Here is an 18,730-nt window from a genome sequence, read left to right as displayed (position 1 = left end):
CCCCGCCCGGCGCGGTGTCCCCGGATCCTGCGTCGGTGGACGTGCCGGGGTGGCCCCTCATCTTCCGTGGCTCGGCCGCCGTCGGCGCGGGCCTCGTGACGGCGCGACGGCTGCAGGGCCCGGCGTTCGTCCGGGTGCTGCCCGACACCTGGGCCGCCCGGCACCTCGTCCCGCTCGGACACGCCGACCGGTGCCGGGCGGTGTTCCGCTGGTCCGGCGGTCGCGGGGTGATCGCGGGATGGGCCGCGGCTGAGCTGTCCGGCGCACCGTGCGCGCCGGTCGGGGCGCCGGTCGACGTGGTGCTCCCGGTCCGGGCCCGGGCCCCGGCGGGGGTGCGCGTGCGCCGCGACCGGCTGCACCCCGGTGAGATCGGGTGGTGCGACGGGGTCCGGGTCACCACGCCGCTGCGGACCGCGTTCGACCTGGCCCGGGGTCGCGACGAGACCGCCGCCGTCGTCGCGGTGGACGCGCTGGCGTTCCGGCACGGGTTCGCTCCGGACCTGCTGCTGAACTTCGCGGTCCGCTACCGGGGGCTGCGCGGAGTGGCCGGCGTTCCCGGCGTCCTGGGGCTCGCGGACCGGCGCGCCATGTCCCCGCCCGAGACCCGGCTGCGGTTGCTCCTGGTCCGGGCCGGCCTGCCGCGACCTGAGGTCCAGCACCCGGTGCTCGACGACGCCCGGCGCCGCGCGGTGTGGCTCGATCTCGCCTATCCCGCGCCGCGCGTCGGCATCGAGTACGAGGGCGCCGACCACACCGGCCCCGACCGGGTCCTGCGCGACGCCACGAGGGTGACCCGCCTCGTCGACGCCGGGTGGCGGATCTACCGCTACACCCGGCTCGACCTGCGCGACGAGCCCGGGCGCATCGTCGCGCAGATCGGCCGGGCGCTGGACCACGCACCGACGAGTGGCACGCCGTGAACCCGCCCGAGGGGGTCCGAGGTGCCCGGTGTGCCACTCGGCTGTCCGGGCCGGGACGGACCCGGGCCGTGGCGAGCCGGGCCGGCGCGAGGCGAGCCGGGCCTGGTCGAGCCGGAGCGGGCCTGGGCCGGGGCGAGCCGGGCCGGGGGCGCGGGGCTCAGCCCTCCGGCACCCAGGACGGCGTCCGCTTCTCCCCGAAGGCCAGGATGCCCTCCTGCCCCTCCTCGGAGGCGAAGTACGAGGCGGACAGCGTGTTCATCGCGGCGAAGTCGTCGCTCATCGTCGCCGGGCGCTCGCGGCGCAGCATCGCCTTCGCCCCGGCCAGGGCGCCGGGCGCACCGAGGCGCAGCATGCCGGTGTAGCGGGCCACCTCGTCGTCGAGGGTCTCCGCCGGGACGGCGCTGTTGATCAGCCCGACGGCCGCCGCGCGCCGCGCGTCGAAGGTCTCCCCGGTGAGGAAGAGCTCGTGCGCGGCGCGGGCGGACAGCCGGGGCAGCACGGTCACCGAGATGACCGCGGGCACCACCCCGATCCGGACCTCGGAGAACGCGAAGGTGGCCGACTCGGCGGCGACGGCGATGTCGCACGCCGCCACGATCCCGACCCCACCGGCGCGGGCCGGGCCCGACAGCCGGGCGACGACCGGCTTGGGGGAGTCCCACAGCGTCGTCAGGATCCGCGGCACCTCGGTGACGCCCTGCTGCTCGGCGCCCGCGCCACGGGACTCCTTGAGGTCCATGCCCGCGCAGAACACCGTGCCGGTGTGGGTCAGCACGATGACCCGCACCGCGTCGTCGGCGATCGCCGCGTCGAGGTGCGCGATCAGCTCCCGGCGCAGCTGCGCCGAGAGTGCGTTGCGGTTGCGCGGGGAGTCCAGGGTGATCGTCGCGATCCCGGCCTCGACGGCCAGGTGGACGAGCTCGGGGGAGTCGACGGTGTCTGCCACCCCCGCAGACTAGGACCTCAGGCCTTCGTCCAGGTGCTGGTGATCGACACCCCGGCCAGGGCGAACAGCTGCGACACCGGGCAGCGGCGCTCGGTCTCCCGGGCCAGCTGCGCGACCTGCTCGTCGGTGCCGTCGGTGGTGATCACGGCGTCGACCCGCAGGTTCTGGAAGGTGGTCTCGCCGTCGCGGTGGGTCCCGGTGGTCATCGTCGTCGGGTTGAAGTCGGCGGCGACGTCGAAGCGCACGTGCTCGATCGTGATGCCGAGCTCCTTCGCGACGATCGAGCTGGTGACCTGGTTGCACGACGACAGCGACGCGAGCGTGTAGGCGAGCGGGCTGGGGTGCTCGTCCTTGCCGCCGAAGGCGGGGTAGGCGTCGGTCTCGATGACGTAGCCGGCGCCGTCGACCGCGACGGTCTGCGCGACGCCGGTGCCCTGGCCGCTGACGGCGAAGGTGACGAGAGGCATGGGTGAACTCCTGTACGAGGGGCTGCGGGGGGACGGGGTCAGGAGCGGGGACAGAGGGCCCCGGCCGTCCGGCCCAGGTCGATGTGCAGCCTCCGCACGAGCGCGATCACCGGATCAGTGAACCGCACCGAACGGTCGTGCGCGACGTGACGGAGCCGACCGAACCGGCGACGCCCGCGGTCCGATGGGCGCGGTGGCGCCGGTCGCCGGAAGAGGGCTAGGCTCCGAAACGGAGTTGGCTCCGTTTATGAGAGGACATGCCGTGAGGATCGGACTGCACATCGCGGACTTCACCTACCCGGCCGGACCGGCGGGCCTGGCCGACGACCTGTCCCGGATCGCCGTCGCGGCCGAGGAGCAGGGCTTCTCCCGGGTGAGCGTCATGGACCACCTCTGGCAGATCCGGCCGGTCGGGCCGGTCGAGACCGACATGCTCGAGGCCTACACCGTGCTCGGCTACCTGGCCGCCCGCACGGAGAAGGTCGACCTGCTGGCCTGGGTGACCGCGGTGACCTACCGCGACCCCGGTCTGCTGGTGAAGGCCGTGACCACCCTGGACGTGCTGTCGAAGGGCCGCGCGATGCTGGGTGTCGGCGCCGCCTGGAACGACGAGGAGGCCACCGGGCTCGGGCTGTTCTTCCCGCCGACCGCGGAGCGGTTCGAACGGCTGGAGGAGACGCTGCGCATCGCCCGTCAGATGTGGAGCGACGACGACGGCCCCTTCGAGGGGACCCACTACCGGCTCGGCGCCACGCTGAACACCCCGCAGCCGCTGCGCAGGCCGTATCCGCCGATCCTGATCGGCGGCGGTGGGGAACGGAAGACGCTGCGCCTGGTCGCGCAGTACGCCGACGCGTGCAACCTGTTCGGCGGCCCCGAGCTGGAGCGCAAGCTGGACGTGCTGCGCACCCGCTGCGAGGAGGTCGGGCGCGACTACGACGAGATCGAGAAGACGGTCATGGCGCGGCTGGACCCGGCCGACCCGAAGGCCGCGGTCGAGGAGCTGCGCGGCTACGCGGCGCTCGGTGTGCAGCACGTGCACACGGTGGTGCCGGACGTGGCGACGATCGAGCCGCTGCGGGTGTTCGGGTCGGAGATCATCCCGGCGGCGGCCGAGCTCTGACCCGCGAGGGTCAGCTGCCGGGTTGGCGGGGCATCGTCCGCAGGATCGCCACCTGTTGGTCCAGCTCGGCCGCGATCAGCTCGGCGTGCAGGGCGGCGGAGGCGCCGTCGTGCGCGGCGAGCGCGCGGTGCCGGCGCACCAGGTCGTCGATCGAGTCCAGCAGCCGGTCCACGGTCGAGCGGCCGGCCTGGGGTGCCGGGAGCTCCACGGGTGCGGGAGCCTCGGGCAGGGGGTGAATCAACTCTGCGGTCATGCGACGTTCTCCGTTGAACGTGTCGGGATCGGGGCGTGTCATGCGCAGTCGTTCCTGGTCTCTCGAGCTCCGTTGTACCCGCTTCAACGCGCTTTTACTGCGCGTAGAACAGGGGTGCGACGCAGGACACGGTGACCGGATGCACCTACGCGGTGACCGGTCGTGATCATGGCCCGTCACCGGCCCGCCGATGCGGTCGGCGGGCGAACGGAGGGTGGTCGTCGCGGCAGCCGTGGAAACAGCGGGTGACGGGACGGTGGCGGTTCGTCGCGACGTCTGTACCCGAACGGGTGACCCGGCCTAGCGTCCGGACCATGATCATTCGACCGGATGCGCGGTCCGGGACGCGTGCCTTGATCGTCGGGGCACTCGTCGCCGTTCTGGCCGCCCTCGGCCTCGCCCTGCCCGCCGCGGCCGCCGCCGCACCCGCTCCGGCCGTGCCGGCCGCCGTCGCCGCTCCCGTCGCCCCGGCCGCCGTGCCGGGGGAGCAGGAGTCCGGGCTGCCGGTGCGGGCGCTGTCGTCGCTGCCGTCCCAGGCCACCGACACCTACCGGCTGATCCGCTCGGGCGGGCCGTACCCGTACAGCCAGGACGGGACGACCTTCCAGAACCGGGAGGGGATCCTGCCCGCGAAGTCCTCGGGCTACTACCAGGAGTTCACCGTGCCGACCCCCGGCGCGAGCACCCGCGGCGCCCGGCGGATCGTCACCGGATCGGGCGGGGAGTACTACTACACGGCCGACCACTACGCCTCGTTCGTCGTGGTAGACGTCTCGAGGTGAGCACCCTTCCCCGTGAGAGCGCCGGAACCGCCCCCGCCGTCGACGCGGCCCGGGGGCGGGCCGGTGGCTCCGGTCTCGTCGCCGTCGTCGAAGGGGTCGCGGACCGCGCCGCGGTCCTGTCCGCCGTCGGCCGGGCGCTGAGCTTCCCCGAGTACTACGGCCACAACCTCGACGCGCTGGCGGACTGCCTGGGCGATCTGTCCTGGCTGCCCGCCGGACCCGTCGAGCTCGTCGTCGCCGACGGTCCGCTCGCCGCGGCCGACCCCGGCACCCACGCGACGGTCCTGGAGATCCTCGCCGAGGCCGTCGCCGCGACGGCGGGGACCGACCGGCCGCTGCACGTCACCCTGGCCGGCCCGGCCGCCTGACGACCGTGCCGCCACCGGCCCGCGCTCACGGACGGGGTGCGGAATCCCGGAGGCCCGGTGCGGTGTTGAGGCAGGTGGACCGACCGTGGCGGGTGGCCACGGCGAGGGAGGCGACCTACCGTGGCATCCATGGGTCTCCGGCTGGTGAGGCGCAGGCACGTCGACCTGTGCCGCCTGCGGTGGGCGCCGTGAGGGGTCGTCCCCCTCCGCCCGCCGACCCAGGAGCGCCCCGATGTCCCGTAGCCCGCACGCCCCGTCCGTCGTGATCGTCGGCGCCGGCCCCCGAGGGGCCGGCGTGCTGGAGCGCATGGTCGCGAGTGCGCCCGAGCTGCTGTCCGACGCCCTGGCCGGACCCGGCGTCGACGTCCACCTCGTCGACCCGTTCCCGGCCGGGGCGGGCCGCATCTGGCGGCACGCGCAGTCCCCGCTGCTCGCGATGAACTCGATGGCCGCCGACGTCACGATGTGGACCGACTCCTCGGTCGTCTGCGACGGCCCGGTGGCGCCCGGCCCGTCGTTCTGGGACTGGGCGCAGAACCTGCGCGAGCACGGCGACCCGCGGGCCGAGCTCGGACCGGAGCTCGCCGACGAGCTGGCGCAGGTCACGGCGTCGACGTTCCCGTCGCGGCGGCTGCAGAGCCACTACCTCGCCGCGGTGCTGCGCGAGGTCGTCGGCCGGGCGCCGGCCGGGATGCGGGTGCACCTGCACCGCACCACCGCCGAGGCCCTCGACGAGACCGACGGCAGGCAGGTCGTGGCCCTCGCCGACGGCACCGTCCTGCGCGGCGACGCCGTCGTGCTCGCCTCCGGGCACCTCGACGCCACCCCCACCGACGACGAGATCGCGCTCGCCGCCCGCGCCGACGAGTTCGGCCTGCGCTACCTGCCCCCGGAGCAGACCTCCGACTCCGACCTGTCGGTGATCGCGCCGGGCGAGACCGTGCTGGCCCGCGGGCTGGGGCTGGCGTTCGTCGACCTCGTGGTGCTGTTGTTCGAGGGCCGCGGCGGGCGCTTCGTCCCCGACCCGGACGACGCCGACCCGGGCCGGCTGCGGTACGAGCCGTGCGGGCGGGAGCCGGTGGTCGTCGGCGGGTCCCCGCGCGGCGCGACCTACCACTCCAAGACCCACTACCAGCTACGGGGCGGGCTTCCGCCGCTGCCGCGGTTCCTCGGCCCCGACGTCACCGACGACCTCATCGCCTCCGGCGGCCCGGTCGACGTCGCCACCCGGGTGTGGCCGCTGATGGCCAAGGAGATCGGCTGGGGCTGGTACCACGAGCTGTTCGTCGGCCACCCCGACCGCGTCCGCGCCGGGTGGGACGAGTTCGCGCGGCGGTTCTCCGCCGTCGCGCACGGCTCGCCCGAGGAGGCGGCGCTGATCGCCGAGCTGGTGCCCGACCCGCTCGACCGGCTCGACCTGACCGCGCTGGACCGCCCGCTCGACGGCGTGCACGCCCCGGACCTCGAGGCGCTGCAGCCCCTGGTGCGCGAACGCATCGCCGAGGACCTGCGCCAGCACGTCGACGAGCGGCACACCCCGCACCTCGGCGCGTTCGTCGCGATGCTGTCGGTCTACACCGAGACCACCCGCCTGGCCGGGTCCGGGGTGCTCTCGCCGCGCTCGCGGGCGAGGGACATGCCGTGGTGGCAGTCGTTCTTCAACTCGGTCGCGTCCGGCCCACCCGGTTTCCGGGTCCGCCAGATGCTCGCCCTGTCCCGTGCCGGGTACCTGCGGTTCCTCGGCGCCGGGATGAGCATCGACATCGACGCCGACGGCTTCCACGCCACCAGCACCACCCTGGCCGGGGCGCCGCCGGTGACGACCCGGGTCCTGGTCGACGCCCGGTTGCCCGACCCGAGCGTCTCGCGCACGGTGGACGGGCTGCTGGGCGGCCTGCTCGCCCGCGGCGAGGCCGTCGAGGAGGTCCTCCACGACGACGACGGCACCCCGCTGCGCAACACCGGCCTGCTGTCGGTCCGTCCGGCCGACGGCGCGCTGCACACCGCGGACGGCGGGGTGCACGAGCGGCGGTTCGCGGTCGGGCCGCACACGACGGTCAAGGTCGCCGGGGCGTTCACCCGGCCCGGGATGAACGCGCAGAGCCTGCGCTACAACGACGCCGTCGCCCGCGCCGTGCTGGGCGCCCTGCCCGGCGCCGCGTCCCGCGCCGTCCCGGCGGCCTGAGCCGTTCCCGGGGGAGCGGGACCCGGTCGGGGTCAGTCGCGGGCGCCGACCGGCTCGGGGACCCGCTCCGGCTCGGCGACGGCCGGGCGGCGGCGCGGCAGCAGGACGACGGTCACGACGAGGGCGGCCGCCGTCGCCACCAGCACCCACGGGCCGGGGACCCCGAGCAGCGCGAGCGCCGAGGCGAGCAGCACCGCGGTCACGACCGGCTTGATGAGCCGGCCGGTGCCCCCGGAGGACAGCCGCGCGCCGAACCACACGCCGGGCAGGGCACCGACGAGCAGCGCCGCGGCGAGACCGAACTGGACGTCGCCGAAGAACAGGTGCCCGACCGTCGCGGCGGCGACCAGCGGGATCGCCTGCACGATGTCGGTGCCGACCAGCCGCGACGGGTGCAGCTGCGGGTAGGCGAGCAGGAGCATCGCGATGATCAGCGACCCGGCGCCGACCGAGGTCATCCCGACCGCCAGCCCGCCGACGACGCCGATCAGCACCGTCCGCAGCGGACGGACGTCCACCGGCGCGTCGACGTCGACGGCGTTGCGGCTGCCGCGCCGGTCCATGACCTGCCGGAACAGGGTGGTCAGCACCGAGGCGACCAGCGCGATCCCGATGAACACCTTGAGCCGGTCCTCGACGCCGACGCCTTTCCCGATCATCCCGATGACCACCGCGCCGGCGAACCCGGCGGGGACGGCGCCGAGCACCAGCCACCCGGTGAGCCGCCAGTGCACGGTGCGCCGCCGGGCGTGCACCGCGGCGCCGACCGGCTTCATGACCAGCGAGGTCAGCAGGTCCGAGGAGATCGCGGTGAGCGGGTTGACCTTGAACACCAGGACGAGCAACGGGGTCAGGAGCGCACCTCCGCCCATGCCGGTGAGGCCGACGAGGAAGCCGACGAGCAGGCCGGCGAGCGCGAGCGAGGGGTCGAACATGATCCTGCTTCCTGCGCACGCCGGGCGTGCGGGAGCGTCCGTGACCCGTGCGAGGGGTGCGCGGTACGTGGTGGGAGGTCGGTCGGGGAGGTGTCTCAGCCCCGACGACAGAACTCGTCGAACGCGTCGAGCCGGCGCGACGGCCAGAACCGCTCGAGGTGCGCGACGAGGTGCCAGGAGACCGCCGGGTCCGACTCCGCGCGGCGGCCGGACGCGAGGGTCCGGTCGGCGGGGGCGGCGGTCGTGGTCACCCGTCCATGGTGGAACGGATCGAGGGGGTCGACAAGTCGTCGTCCGCTGGTCGGGACGACGGGAAACCTGTCCGGACATGTGGCCGACGCGGGTCGCTGAGCTGCGGGGACGTGACGTGGCGGGTGCCTCGTCGGCGCGTCCGGGCGGTCCGGGTGTCCCGGGCCACGACCGCCCGGTCCGGACACCCCGCCCGGCACGACACGGCCCCCGCACCCGGAGCGGGTGCGGGGGCCGTGGACGGCGCGGAGCGGTCAGCCGGCGGCCGGCACCGCCGCGAGCGGGTCGCCCACCAGACCGGCGGCGAGCGTGTTGCCCGTCGGCGGGTCGATCAGCAGGAACCCGCCGGTGGTGCGGACCCGGGCGTAGGAGTCGACCGGCAGCGGGTCGGCGACGCGCAGCGACACCCGGCCGATGTCGTTGATCTCCAGCTTCTCCGGTGCGGCGGCGTAGGACACCGTCTCGGTGTCCAGCCGCGACCCCAGCGCCCCGACGATCACCTGGGTGGTGCGGGTGCCGTGCTTGAGCAGCAGCCGCGCGCCCGGGAGCAGCGGCTTCTCGGCCAGCCAGCACAGCGTCGCGTCGATCTCGGAGGTGACCTCCGGGACGTCGGACGCGGCCGCGATCAGGGCGCCGCGGGGGGCGTCGATGTCGTCGGCGAGCAGCACCGTCACGCTCAGGCCCGCCCCGGCGGCGGCCAGCGGGCCGTCGGCGGTCCGGACCTCGGAGACGGTGGTGCGGTGCCCCTCGGGCAGGACGACGACCTCGTCGCCCGGACGGACGGTGCCCGAGGCGACCTGGCCGGCGTAGCCGCGGTAGTCGTGCAGGTCACCGAGCGGAGCGTCAGCGGAGCGAGACTCGGCACCGTTCCTGGGGCGGATCACGTACTGGACCGGCATCCGGAACGGGGCGTCGGCGTCGGGGCCGTCGACCGGGACCGACTCCAGGTGCTCCAGCAGCGTCGGCCCGGTGTACCAGGAGGTGTTCCCGCTGCGGAACGCCACGTTGTCCCCGACCAGCGCGGACACCGGGATGACCTGGACGGCGTCGTCGGTGAAGCCCAGCGAGCGGGTCAGCTCGGTGAACTCGCGCTCGATGTCGGCGATCTTCGCCTGGTCGTACTCGATCAGGTCGATCTTGTTGATCGCCAGGACCAGGCGCGGGACGCGCAGCAGCGACAGCACCGCGGCGTGCCGGCGGGTCTGGGAGACCACGCCGTTGCGGGCGTCGACCAGCAGCACCGCCAGCTCGGCGGTGGACGCGCCGGTGACGGTGTTGCGGGTGTACTGCACGTGGCCGGGGGTGTCGGCGAGCACGAACTCCCGGGTGGGCGTGCCGAAGTAGCGGTAGGCGACGTCGATGGTGATGCCCTGCTCGCGCTCGGCGCGCAGGCCGTCGACGAGCAACGACAGGTCCGGCGTCGACATCCCCTTGTCGACCGAGGCGCGCTCGACGGCCTCGATCTGGTCGGCCAGCACCGACTTGGTGTCGTAGAGCAGGCGCCCGACCAGGGTGGACTTGCCGTCGTCGACGGAGCCCGCCGTGGCGAAGCGCAGCAGGGACCGGGAGGTGGTGTCCGCAGTGCCCGTCATCAGAAGTAGCCCTCCTTCTTCCGGTCCTCCATCGCGGCCTCGGACAGCCGGTCGTCGGCCCGGGTCGCGCCGCGCTCGGTGAGCCGCGACGCGGTGACCTCGGCGATGACCTCGTCGAGGGTGGTGGCGGTGGACTCGACGGCCCCGGTGCAGGAGCCGTCGCCCACGGTGCGGTAGCGGATGGACCGGCGCTCCAGCCGCTCGCCGTCGCGCGCCCCGCCCCAGGGGCCCTCGGCGAGCCACATGCCGTCGCGCTGGAAGACCTCGCGCTCGTGGGCGTAGTAGATCGACGGCAGCTCGATGCCCTCGCGCCGGATGTAGCGCCACACGTCGAGCTCGGTCCAGTTGGAGATGGGGAACACGCGGACGTGCTCGCCGGGGGCGTGCCGTCCGTTGTAGAGGTTCCACAGCTCCGGGCGCTGCTTGCGCGGGTCCCACCGGCCGAACGCGTCGCGCAGGCTCATGATCCGCTCCTTGGCCCGGGCGCGCTCCTCGTCGCGGCGGCCGCCGCCGAACACGGCGTCGAAGCGGTGCTCGGCGATCGCGTCGAGCAGCGGCTGGGTCTGCAGCGGGTTGCGGGTCCCGTCGGCGCGCTCGACGAGGCGGCCGTCGGCGAGGTAGTCCTCGACGCGGGCGACCTCCAAGCGCAGCCCGTGCTGCGCCGCGACCCGGTCCCGGAACTCGATGACCTCCGGGTAGTTGTGCCCGGTGTCGACGTGCAGCAGGCCGAAGGGCACCTTGGCCGGCGCGAACGCCTTGATGGCCAGGTGCACCAGCAGCGTCGAGTCCTTGCCGCCGGAGAACAGGATCACCGGGCGGTCGAACTCGCCGGCGACCTCGCGGAACACGTGGATCGCCTCGGACTCCAGCGCGTCGAGCGCGTCCAGGGCCGGGGTCGTGACGGCGGCGGTCACGGCGGTCTCCTCCAGGGTCGTCATGCGTGCAGCCCGCACTCGGTCTTGGCACGCCCGGCCCAGCGGCCGGAGCGGGGGTCCTCGCCGGGCTTCGGCTTCGCGGTGCAGGGCGCGCAGCCGATGCTCGGGTAGCCGGCGTCGACGAGCGGGTTCACCAGGATCCCGTGCTCGGCGATGTAGGCGTCCATGTCCTCGTCGGACCACGCGGCGATCGGGTTGATCTTCACCAGGCCGAACTTCTCGTCGTAGGTGACCAGCGGCGTGTTCGCCCGGGTCGGGGCCTCGACGCGGCGGACACCGGTGACCCAGGCGTCGTAGCCGGACAGCGTCCGCTCCAGCGGGACGACCTTGCGCAGCGCGCAGCAGCGGTCCGGCTCGCGGGCGAACAGGTCCTTGCCGTACTCGGCGTCCTGCTCGGCGACCGTCTGGTCCGCCTGTGCGTTCACGATGCGCAGCCGCGGGTAGACGGCGTCGACCGCGTCGCGGGTGCCGATGGTCTCCGCGAAGTGGTAGCCGGTCTCCAGGAACAGCACGTCGACGTCCGGCCGGGCCCGCTGGGCCAGGTCGACCAGGACGGCGTCCTGCATGTTGGAGGCGACGATCAGCCGGTCGCCGAAGGTCTCCGCGGCCCAGGCGAGCAGCTGCTCGGCGGTCGCGTCCGGGCCCAGCTCGGCGGCACCGCGCTCGGCGGTGGCGCGCAGGTCGGTCTCCAGGGCAACACTCATGATTCCGCTCCCGAGGTCTCGGGGACGCCGATCCCCACGAAGGTCACGACGAAGGTGCGCAGGCAGCCCGCGCACCACCAGGCGGCGCCGGGGACCTTCTCGGACCGCTCGGCCGGACGCAGGTCCTCCTCGCCGCAGTACGGACAGTGGAACGGCGTGACGCGCCCGCTCACTTCAAGTCCTCCTCGTCGGCCCGCAGGACCCACTGGGCGAACCGCTCGTCGCCGTCGCGCTGCTCGGCGAAGCGGCGCACGACGCGCTCGACGTAGTCGCCCAGCTCGGCGCTGGTGACCTTGAGCCCGCGCAGCTTGCGGCCGAAACCGGAGTCCAGCCCCAGCCCGCCGCCCAGGTGGACCTGGAAGCCCTCGACCTGGTTGCCGTCCGCGTCGGTGACGATCTGGCCCTTGAGGCCGATGTCGGCGACCTGGGTGCGGGCGCAGGCGTTCGGGCAGCCGTTGAGGTGCAGCGAGATCGGGACGTCCGGGACGACGTCGGCGAGGCGCTTCTCCAGGTCCTCGACCAGCCGGATCGCGCGTTCCTTCGTCTCGACGATCGCGAGCTTGCAGAACTCGATGCCGGTGCAGGCCATCGTGGAGCGGCGCCAGGTCGACGGCCGCGCGGGCAGGCCGAGGGTGTTGAGCTCCTCGATCAGTCCGTCGAGCTTGTCGTCGGCGACGTCCAGCACGACGATCTTCTGGTACGGGGTGAACCGGATCCGGTCCGACCCGGCGCGCTCGGCGGCGTCGGCGACGGCGAGCAGCGTCGTGCCCGACACGCGGCCCGACGGCGGGGCGACGCCGACGTAGTTGCGGCCGTCCTTCTGCTTGTGGACGCCGACGTGGTCGATGGGCCGCTCGGGGACCGCCGGGGCGGGGCCGTCGACGAGCTTCCGGCCCAGGTACTCGTCCTCCAGGATCTGGCGGAACTTCTCCGGGCCCCAGTCGGCGATGAGGAACTTGATGCGGGCGCGGTGGCGCAGGCGGCGGTAGCCGTAGTCGCGGAACACCTGGATGACGCCGTGCCACACGTCGGGGACCTCGTCGAGCGGGACCCAGGCGCCGAGCCGCTCGGCGATCCGCGGGTTGGTCGACAGCCCGCCGCCGACCCACAGGTCGAAGCCGGGGCCGTGCTCGGGGTGCTCGACGCCGACGAAGGAGATGTCGTTGATCTCGTGCGCGACGTCCTGCTGCCAGGAGATCGCGGACTTGAACTTGCGCGGCAGGTTCGACAGCTCGCGGTCGCCGATGAAGCGGCGCACGATCTCGTCGATGGCCGGGGTCGGGTCGACCACCTCGTCGGCCGAGACGCCGGCGACCGGGGACCCCATGACCACACGGGGGCAGTCGCCGCAGGCCTCGGTGGTCTGCATGCCCAGCGGCTCGATCAGCTTCCAGATCGCCGGGACGTCCTCGACGCGGATCCAGTGGTACTGGATGTTCTCCCGGTCGGTGACGTCGGCGGTGTCGCGGCCGTAGCGCTGCGAGACCTCACCGAGCGCACGCAGCTGGGCGACGTCCACCGACCCGCCGTCGAGGCGCACGCGCATCATGAAGTACTCGTCGTCGAGCTCCTCGGGCTCCAGCGCCGCGGTGCGGCCGCCGTCGATCCCGGGCCTGCGCTGGGTGTAGAGCCCCATCCAGCGGAACCGTCCGCGCAGGTCGGCGGGGTCGATCGAGTCGAAGCCGCGCCGGGCGTAGACGTTCTCGATCCGCGCGCGCACGTTCAGCGGATTGTCGTCGCGCTTGCTGCGCTCGTTGGGGTTCAGCGGTTCGCGGTGGCCGAGCTTCCACTGCCCCTGGCCCTTCGGGCGGCGGGGTGCGGTCTTCGAGGGCGCCATGTGGTGGGTGCTCCGATGTCGGGCGGACCGGGCACACCCCGGCCCGGGACAGGGCACGGAGCGGCCCGGGGCGGTTCGGGAGGGGCCGTCGGGTCAGCGACGACGACAGAGCGCGCTACGGGTCCGGTTCAGATCCACGTGGCGACGCGCCACGAGGCGGAGACGGAGTGCGGGCACGGATACAGGGTGCCACGGTGTCCGGACCTGCCACAAAGTGATGTTCGCATCCTGGGAGGGGTGGGCGGATAGGTCCGGACGTTCGCCGCGCGGTGTCCGGTTCACCCGGAATCACCGGGGTCACGGGCCCGGTGGAACCCATCGTCCACCGCGGGGACCCCGGGTGCCACCCCGTCGCGACCGGCCCGTCCCGCGCGCCCCGGACGTGCCGGGGAGCGGTCCGGGCCCGAGGTGCGCCCGGCACCGACCGGCCCGGCGGTGGCACACTCGCCGGACGTGACCCCCGTGCCGCCGGCCTTCGGGCTCTACGTCCACGTGCCGTTCTGCGCGACCCGCTGCGGCTACTGCGACTTCAACACCTACACCGCCTCCGAGCTCGCGGGCGACGCCGCGTCCCCGGACGGCTGGCTCGCCGCCGCCCGCGCCGAGATCGCCCTCGCCGCCCGCACGGTGGGGGACCGCACCGTGGAAACGGTGTTCGTCGGCGGCGGCACCCCGTCGCTGATCGGCGCCGACCGGCTCGTCGCGATGCTCGACGCGGTCCGCGAGCACCTCCCGCTCGCCGACGACGCCGAGGTCACCACCGAGTCCAACCCCGAGTCGGTCTCGCCGGAGTTCTTCGACCGGCTCCGGGCCGGCGGGTTCACCCGCATCTCGCTGGGCATGCAGTCCGCCGCCCCGCACGTGCTCGCCGTACTGGACCGCACGCACACCCCGGGGCGCGCCGTCGCCGCCGCCCGGGAGGCCCGGGCCGCCGGGTTCGGCCACGTCAACCTGGACCTGATCTACGCCACCCCCGGCGAGACCGACGACGACCTGCGCGCCTCCGCCGACGCCGTCCTCGACGCGGGGGTGGACCACGTCTCGGCCTACGCGCTGATCGTCGAGGACGGCACCGCGCTGGCCCGCCGGGTCCGCCGCGGGGAGCTGCCCGCCCCCGACGACGACGTCGCCGCCACTCGCTACGAGCTGCTCGACGCGCGGCTGCGCGACGCCGGGCTGTCCTGGTACGAGGTGTCGAACTGGTCGCTGCCCGGCGCCGAGTGCCGGCACAACCTGGGCTACTGGCGCGACGGCGACTGGTGGGGGATCGGCCCCGGCGCCCACTCCCATCTGGCCGGGACGCGCTGGTGGAACGTCAAGCACCCGGCGCGCTGGGCGGGCGCGCTCGCCGCGGGCGAGACCCCCGAGGGCGGTCGCGAGGAGCTCACCGCGGACGAGCGGCACACCGAGCGGGTCATGCTGCGGCTGCGCCTCGCCGAGGGCATGGCCCTGACCCTGCTGCACGACGGCAGTCGCGCGGCCGCCGCCCGCGCCGTCACCGACGGGCTGCTGGACCCGGCGGCGCACGCCGCGGGCCGCGCGGTGCTGACCGACCGCGGACGGCTGCTGGCCGACCGGGTCGTCACCGACCTGCTGATCGCCGACGACACCCCGGCCGCCGGCACCCCGGCGGGGGCCCGGTGAGCCCGCGCCGCCGGGCGCTGCTGGTCGTCGCCGCACTGCTGCTGGTGGTGGGCGTGGTGGCCGCCGTCGTCGCGGCCCTGCCCGAGGGGTCCCGCGGAGCCGGCGGGCCCGTCGCCCAGGACCGGCCGGGCCCGGTCCTGCTCGTCCCCGGCTACGGCGGCGACCGCACCGGCCTGGAGGTCCTCGCCGGGGCCCTGCGCACCCAGGGCCGCGACGCGCGCGTCTTGGCCCTGGACGGCGACGGCACCGGCGACCTCGACCGGCAGGTGGAGGTCCTGGACCGCGCGGTCACCGTCGCCACCGACGCCGGGGCGCCGTCGGTCGACGTCGTCGGCTACTCCGCGGGCGGCGTCGTCGCGGGGCTGTGGGCGATCCGCGACGACGGCCCGGCGCGGGCCCGGCGGATCGTGTCGATCGGCTCCCCGCTGGCCGGGACGACGGTGGCCGGCTCCGCCGCGGCCGTGGCCCCGGAGGCGTGCCCGCAGGCGTGCCGTCAGCTCGCCCCGGGGTCGGCGCTGCTGGGGGAGCTCGCCGGGGCCGGGACGGTGGTGCCCTGGCTGTCGGTGTGGACCGACCGTGACCAGGTCGTCACCCCGCCGACCTCGGCCCGCCTCGACGGTGCGGTCAATGTGGAGCTGCAGCAGCTGTGCCCGGGCTCGACCGTGGGCCACGGCGGCTTGCCCGCCGACGACGCCGTGATCGGCCTGGTCGTCCGTGCCCTGTCCACCGCACCGATCGACGAGGCCCCGGCCGCCTGCGGCACCCTGCGCGCCGCGGGCTGAGACGGCCCGGCGCGGCGGGCGGTCAGCTCGCGATGTCCTTGGTCGCCAGGTTCGCCCACGCCGCCCCGACGGCGACGGCGACCCAGCCCGCCTGCACCCACGCCCCGGTGCGGGCGGCGTCGTAGAGGACCGGGTCGCGGTAGAGGTCGATCCAGGCCAGCCAGTGCGCCGTCGGCAGGAAGTCGACGAAGGCGGCCGAGGCGTCGAGGGCCTGCAGCGACGCGCTGGTCACCACGACCGCGAGCACCGCCAGCGCCGCCGCGAGCGGGGAGTCGGTCAGGGTGGAGAAGAAGATCCCCAGCGCGCCCAGGGTGAGCATGCACAGCGCCAGGTAGGCCACGGTCAGCCCGGTCCGGGTCGCCAGGTCCACCGGTTCGATCACCGTCCCGGACAGCGACGCGACCGAGCCGGGCCCGGCGTCGACCGGGGGCAGGGTGAGACCACCGGTGGCGGTGGTGGTGCCGGTGCCGAACACCGCGATCCCCACCGCGTAGGACGTCAGCACCACCAGCGTCACCGCGGTGACCACGAAGAACGCCACCGACACCAGCTTCGCCACCAGCAGCCGCAGCCGCCCGACGGGCCGGATCAGCAGGTAGCGCAGGGTCCCCGCGGCGGCCTCCCCGGCGACGGTGTCCCCGGCGACCACCGCGACGGTGATCGGCAGCAGGATCGGCAGCACCAGCGCCAGCGCGAACGCCGGGAAGATCTGCCCGTTCGTCGCGACCGCGGACAGGAACGCGGGCCCCTGCCCGGGCGGCGGGAGGATCCCGGTGGCCGACACGACCACCGCGACGAGCGCCGGCAGCGCGCACAGCAGCAGCCAGCACAGCCACACCCGGGTGCGGCGCAGCAGCAGCGCGAGCTCGACGAGGATCACCGCGCCACCCCCCGCCCGGCCGTGGCCACCCGGTCCGAGCCGTCACCGGTCCGTTCCAGCACCACCTGTTCGAGGGTGCGGCGCTCCGGTTCCAGCGACGCCACCGGCACCCCGGCCCGCACCAGGTGCGCGTTGAGGTCGGCGGGGTCGACGGCGCGGACCACGAGCCGGTCGCCGTCGGCGGACTCCAGCGCCCGGCCGAGCGCCCGCGCCGCGGCCGCCGGGGCCGGGGTGCGGACGACGACCCGGCCGGTCGGTGCCCGCAGCTCGTCGAGGTCCTGGGTGAGCACGAGGTGCCCGGCGTCCATCACCCCGACCCGGGTGCACAGCGTCTCCACCTCGGCGAGCAGGTGGCTGGACAGCACCACGGTCGTGCCCCGTTCGTTCAGCGCGGTCAGCAGGGCGCGCATCTCGCCGATACCCCGCGGGTCCAGGCCGTTGGTCGGTTCGTCGAGCAGCAGCAGCTCCGGGGCGCGCAGCAGCGCCGAGGCGATGCCCAGGCGCTGGCGCATCCCCAGCGAGTAGGCCCGCACCGGGCGGCGGTCGACCCCGCCAAGGCCGACCTGCTCCAGGGCCTCCTGCACGCGTCGTCGCCGGTCGGCGGGCCGGTGCAGCGGGCCGCCCACCGAGCCCGCCGCGTCGAGCAGGGTCAGGTTCGCCCGGCCCGACAGCCCCGGCCAGGCGGCGGGGGACTCGACCAGCGCACCGACCCGCGGCAGCACCGTGCGGGCGGCCCGCGGCATCGGCGAGCCCAGCACCTCGATCGACCCCGAGGTGGCGTGCACCAGCCCGAGCAGCATCCGCACCAGCGTCGTCTTGCCGGAGCCGTTCGGGCCCAGCAGCCCGAACCGGGAGCCGGCGGGTACCGCCAGGTCGACGCCGTCGACGGCGGTGACCCGGCCGAACCGCTTGGTCACCGCGTGCGTCGCGACCACCGGGCCGTTCACCGGCGGGTCCCCATCAGCTCGACGGCGGCGGACTCCAGCACACCGGGCCGCACCGTCCCGGCCAGCAGCACCCCGCGCCGTCGCCGACGGGCGACGACCAGGCTGAGCAGGGGTGTCGCCACCCGGGCGGCCGAGCCGCCGGGCAGGCCCGCCACGTCCACCCCGCCCGCGGCGGCCGAGCCGCGCACGATCCCGTCGACGACCTCCGGTGCGGCCGGGACCAGCACGAACCGGCCGACCCCGGTGCCGTAGACACCGACCCCGGGCAGCAGCTCGGCGGCCGGGACGTCCCCGGACACCGGCAGCTCCACCCGGTCCCGGCCGGCGAGCCGGTCCGGCGGGGGCACCGCGCCGACCCCGCGCAGCGAGCCGGTCAGGTCGTCGGGACGGGCCCGCACCCGCTCCGCCGACGACGGCGGCGCCGGGACCAGCGCCGCGGCCGGCGGCGCGGCGGTGTCCACCGCCTCGAACGCCGTCTCCAGGAGCGGGCCCGCGCCGTCCCGGGCGGCGATCTCGACCGCGACCGGGAGGGCGCCGTCGCCGACGGGGACCGACCACACGTCGATCCGCCCGGCCAGGCTGTCCGGGTCGGCCGGGGTCACCCGCAGCCCGGCCGCGGCCCGCCCGGCGACCCGCCGTGCCGGCAGCGCCGTCACCGGGTCGTCGGGGGTCGCGCCGAGCAGCCGGCGGGCCAGGTCGGCCGGGGCGAGGTCCGAGGCCCGCGGGAAACGCACCGGGGCGAGCGGGGAGACCGTGGTCAGCCGGTTCGCGCCGTAGTCCCAGATCCGCTCGACCTGTCCGTCGCGGTAGGTGTCGACCTCGCCGACCGGGGTCAGCTCGTCGACCCGCCAGCGGCCCGCGTCGGCGACCTGGACGCGGATCCGGGTGGTCGTGGACAGCAGCCGGGCCGCGGACCCGATCGGCGCGACGGTGGGCAGCCCGAGCCGGCCGGTCGCCGTCGCCAGGCCGGAGTGGGGGACGACACCCGCCAGGATCCGGGCCCGCAGCGCGGCCGGGTCCGGGGTCCCGGCGACGTCGCCGACGGGGAGCCAGCGGTCGGTCGTACCCACCGCGACCAGGGCGACGGCACCGGCACCGACGAGCAGGGAGCGCCGGCCGAAGCGGCGTGCGGACATCACCCCACCCACCGTGCCACGCCGCGTGCCCCGGCCGCGCGGCCA

The 18,730-nt window shown here is 75.1% G+C and carries 21 protein-coding genes; 7 read left to right on the top strand and 14 right to left on the bottom strand.

Features of this window, described 5'->3' with window-relative positions; all coding sequences use genetic code 11:
- The first annotated feature begins 35 nt into the window (after positions 1–35).
- Positions 36–920, top strand: coding sequence for an endonuclease domain-containing protein (locus ND486_RS13690; RefSeq protein ID WP_251784668.1), 885 nt, complete (start codon positions 36–38; stop codon positions 918–920).
- A 157-nt stretch (positions 921–1,077) separates the two neighbouring features.
- Here the strand turns inward: ND486_RS13690 and ND486_RS13685 are convergent, their stop codons facing one another.
- From ND486_RS13685 to ND486_RS30030, 3 genes are read right to left on the bottom strand one after another with little or no spacing between them, the layout of a single operon-like run.
- The gene (locus tag ND486_RS13685; RefSeq protein WP_251784667.1) at positions 1,078–1,866 is read right to left on the bottom strand and encodes an enoyl-CoA hydratase-related protein; all 789 of its coding nucleotides are present in this window, start codon (positions 1,864–1,866) and stop codon (positions 1,078–1,080) included.
- Positions 1,867–1,883: 17 nt separating this feature from the next.
- Complete coding sequence (locus ND486_RS13680; RefSeq protein WP_073578011.1) at positions 1,884–2,333, bottom strand: OsmC family protein; 450 nt, start codon at positions 2,331–2,333, stop codon at positions 1,884–1,886.
- Between the two features lie 38 nt (positions 2,334–2,371).
- Positions 2,372–2,443, bottom strand: a complete 72-nt coding sequence (locus ND486_RS30030) for a putative leader peptide (protein WP_368858478.1) — start codon at positions 2,441–2,443, stop codon at positions 2,372–2,374.
- A gap of 152 nt (positions 2,444–2,595) precedes the next feature.
- On the opposite strand from ND486_RS30030, the gene ND486_RS13675 reads away from it, so the two are divergent.
- Positions 2,596–3,456 (top strand): LLM class F420-dependent oxidoreductase, encoded by an 861-nt coding sequence (locus ND486_RS13675; RefSeq protein WP_251784666.1) that lies wholly within the window; start codon positions 2,596–2,598, stop codon positions 3,454–3,456.
- A 10-nt stretch (positions 3,457–3,466) separates the two neighbouring features.
- Here ND486_RS13675 and ND486_RS13670 read toward each other — a convergent pair whose 3' ends face one another.
- Positions 3,467–3,709, bottom strand: coding sequence for a hypothetical protein (locus ND486_RS13670; RefSeq protein WP_145983293.1), 243 nt, complete (start codon positions 3,707–3,709; stop codon positions 3,467–3,469).
- Between the two features lie 314 nt (positions 3,710–4,023).
- On the opposite strand from ND486_RS13670, the gene ND486_RS13665 reads away from it, so the two are divergent.
- The 3 genes from ND486_RS13665 to ND486_RS13655 all read left to right on the top strand — a co-directional run bounded on the left by ND486_RS13665 (position 4,024) and on the right by ND486_RS13655 (position 7,044).
- Positions 4,024–4,491 carry a ribonuclease domain-containing protein gene (locus tag ND486_RS13665; protein ID WP_251784665.1) on the top strand — a complete coding sequence of 156 codons (468 nt, stop codon included), beginning with the start codon at positions 4,024–4,026 and terminating at the stop codon, positions 4,489–4,491.
- On the top strand, positions 4,488–4,859 hold the full coding sequence (locus ND486_RS13660) for a barstar family protein (RefSeq protein ID WP_251784664.1): 372 nt from the start codon (positions 4,488–4,490) through the stop codon (positions 4,857–4,859). Before ND486_RS13665 ends, ND486_RS13660 begins: the two co-directional genes overlap by 4 nt.
- A gap of 232 nt (positions 4,860–5,091) precedes the next feature.
- Positions 5,092–7,044, top strand: a complete 1,953-nt coding sequence (locus tag ND486_RS13655) for an FAD/NAD(P)-binding protein (protein WP_251784663.1) — start codon at positions 5,092–5,094, stop codon at positions 7,042–7,044.
- Between the two features lie 32 nt (positions 7,045–7,076).
- Here the strand turns inward: ND486_RS13655 and ND486_RS13650 are convergent, their stop codons facing one another.
- The 7 genes from ND486_RS13650 to ND486_RS13620 form a co-directional block, all read right to left on the bottom strand.
- Positions 7,077–7,979 carry a sulfite exporter TauE/SafE family protein gene (locus ND486_RS13650; RefSeq protein WP_251784662.1) on the bottom strand — a complete coding sequence of 301 codons (903 nt, stop codon included), beginning with the start codon at positions 7,977–7,979 and terminating at the stop codon, positions 7,077–7,079.
- 95 nt (positions 7,980–8,074) lie between these two features.
- Positions 8,075–8,230 carry a hypothetical protein gene (locus tag ND486_RS13645; protein ID WP_251784661.1) on the bottom strand — a complete coding sequence of 52 codons (156 nt, stop codon included), beginning with the start codon at positions 8,228–8,230 and terminating at the stop codon, positions 8,075–8,077.
- Positions 8,231–8,482: 252 nt separating this feature from the next.
- Complete coding sequence (locus tag ND486_RS13640) at positions 8,483–9,820, bottom strand: sulfate adenylyltransferase subunit 1 (protein WP_251784660.1); 1,338 nt, start codon at positions 9,818–9,820, stop codon at positions 8,483–8,485.
- Entirely contained in the window at positions 9,820–10,758 is a 939-nt protein-coding gene (gene cysD / locus ND486_RS13635; protein WP_251784659.1) for a sulfate adenylyltransferase subunit CysD, read from the bottom strand. Before cysD ends, ND486_RS13640 begins: the two co-directional genes overlap by 1 nt.
- Positions 10,755–11,459 (bottom strand): phosphoadenylyl-sulfate reductase, encoded by a 705-nt coding sequence (locus tag ND486_RS13630; protein WP_251784658.1) that lies wholly within the window; start codon positions 11,457–11,459, stop codon positions 10,755–10,757. The genes cysD and ND486_RS13630 overlap by 4 nt, the downstream gene beginning before the upstream one ends.
- Positions 11,456–11,632: a hypothetical protein gene (locus tag ND486_RS13625; protein ID WP_062401491.1), complete on the bottom strand. Its 177-nt coding sequence runs from the start codon at positions 11,630–11,632 to the stop codon at positions 11,456–11,458. The genes ND486_RS13630 and ND486_RS13625 overlap by 4 nt, the downstream gene beginning before the upstream one ends.
- Positions 11,629–13,296: a nitrite/sulfite reductase gene (locus tag ND486_RS13620; RefSeq protein ID WP_251784657.1), complete on the bottom strand. Its 1,668-nt coding sequence runs from the start codon at positions 13,294–13,296 to the stop codon at positions 11,629–11,631. Before ND486_RS13620 ends, ND486_RS13625 begins: the two co-directional genes overlap by 4 nt.
- A 453-nt stretch (positions 13,297–13,749) precedes the next feature.
- On the opposite strand from ND486_RS13620, the gene hemW reads away from it, so the two are divergent.
- Positions 13,750–14,940 carry a radical SAM family heme chaperone HemW gene (hemW, locus tag ND486_RS13615; RefSeq protein ID WP_251784656.1) on the top strand — a complete coding sequence of 397 codons (1,191 nt, stop codon included), beginning with the start codon at positions 13,750–13,752 and terminating at the stop codon, positions 14,938–14,940.
- Positions 14,937–15,722 carry a lipase gene (locus tag ND486_RS13610; protein ID WP_251784655.1) on the top strand — a complete coding sequence of 262 codons (786 nt, stop codon included), beginning with the start codon at positions 14,937–14,939 and terminating at the stop codon, positions 15,720–15,722. Before hemW ends, ND486_RS13610 begins: the two co-directional genes overlap by 4 nt.
- Before the next feature lie 22 nt (positions 15,723–15,744).
- Here the strand turns inward: ND486_RS13610 and ND486_RS13605 are convergent, their stop codons facing one another.
- The 3 genes from ND486_RS13605 to ND486_RS13595 are packed head-to-tail and all read right to left on the bottom strand — an operon-like array spanning position 15,745 to position 18,685.
- Positions 15,745–16,602, bottom strand: coding sequence for an ABC transporter permease (locus tag ND486_RS13605; protein WP_062401494.1), 858 nt, complete (start codon positions 16,600–16,602; stop codon positions 15,745–15,747).
- A complete protein-coding gene (locus tag ND486_RS13600; protein ID WP_251784654.1) occupies positions 16,599–17,549 on the bottom strand; it encodes an ABC transporter ATP-binding protein in 951 nt (316 codons plus the stop codon). The genes ND486_RS13605 and ND486_RS13600 overlap by 4 nt, the downstream gene beginning before the upstream one ends.
- A complete protein-coding gene (locus ND486_RS13595) occupies positions 17,546–18,685 on the bottom strand; it encodes a hypothetical protein (protein ID WP_251784653.1) in 1,140 nt (379 codons plus the stop codon). Before ND486_RS13595 ends, ND486_RS13600 begins: the two co-directional genes overlap by 4 nt.
- Positions 18,686–18,730 lie beyond the last annotated feature (45 nt).

The sequence above is a fragment of the Pseudonocardia sp. DR1-2 genome (genome assembly GCF_023717215.1).
GTDB lineage: Bacteria > Actinomycetota > Actinomycetes > Mycobacteriales > Pseudonocardiaceae > Pseudonocardia > Pseudonocardia alni.
This window is presented reverse-complemented; position numbering and strand designations above follow the sequence as displayed.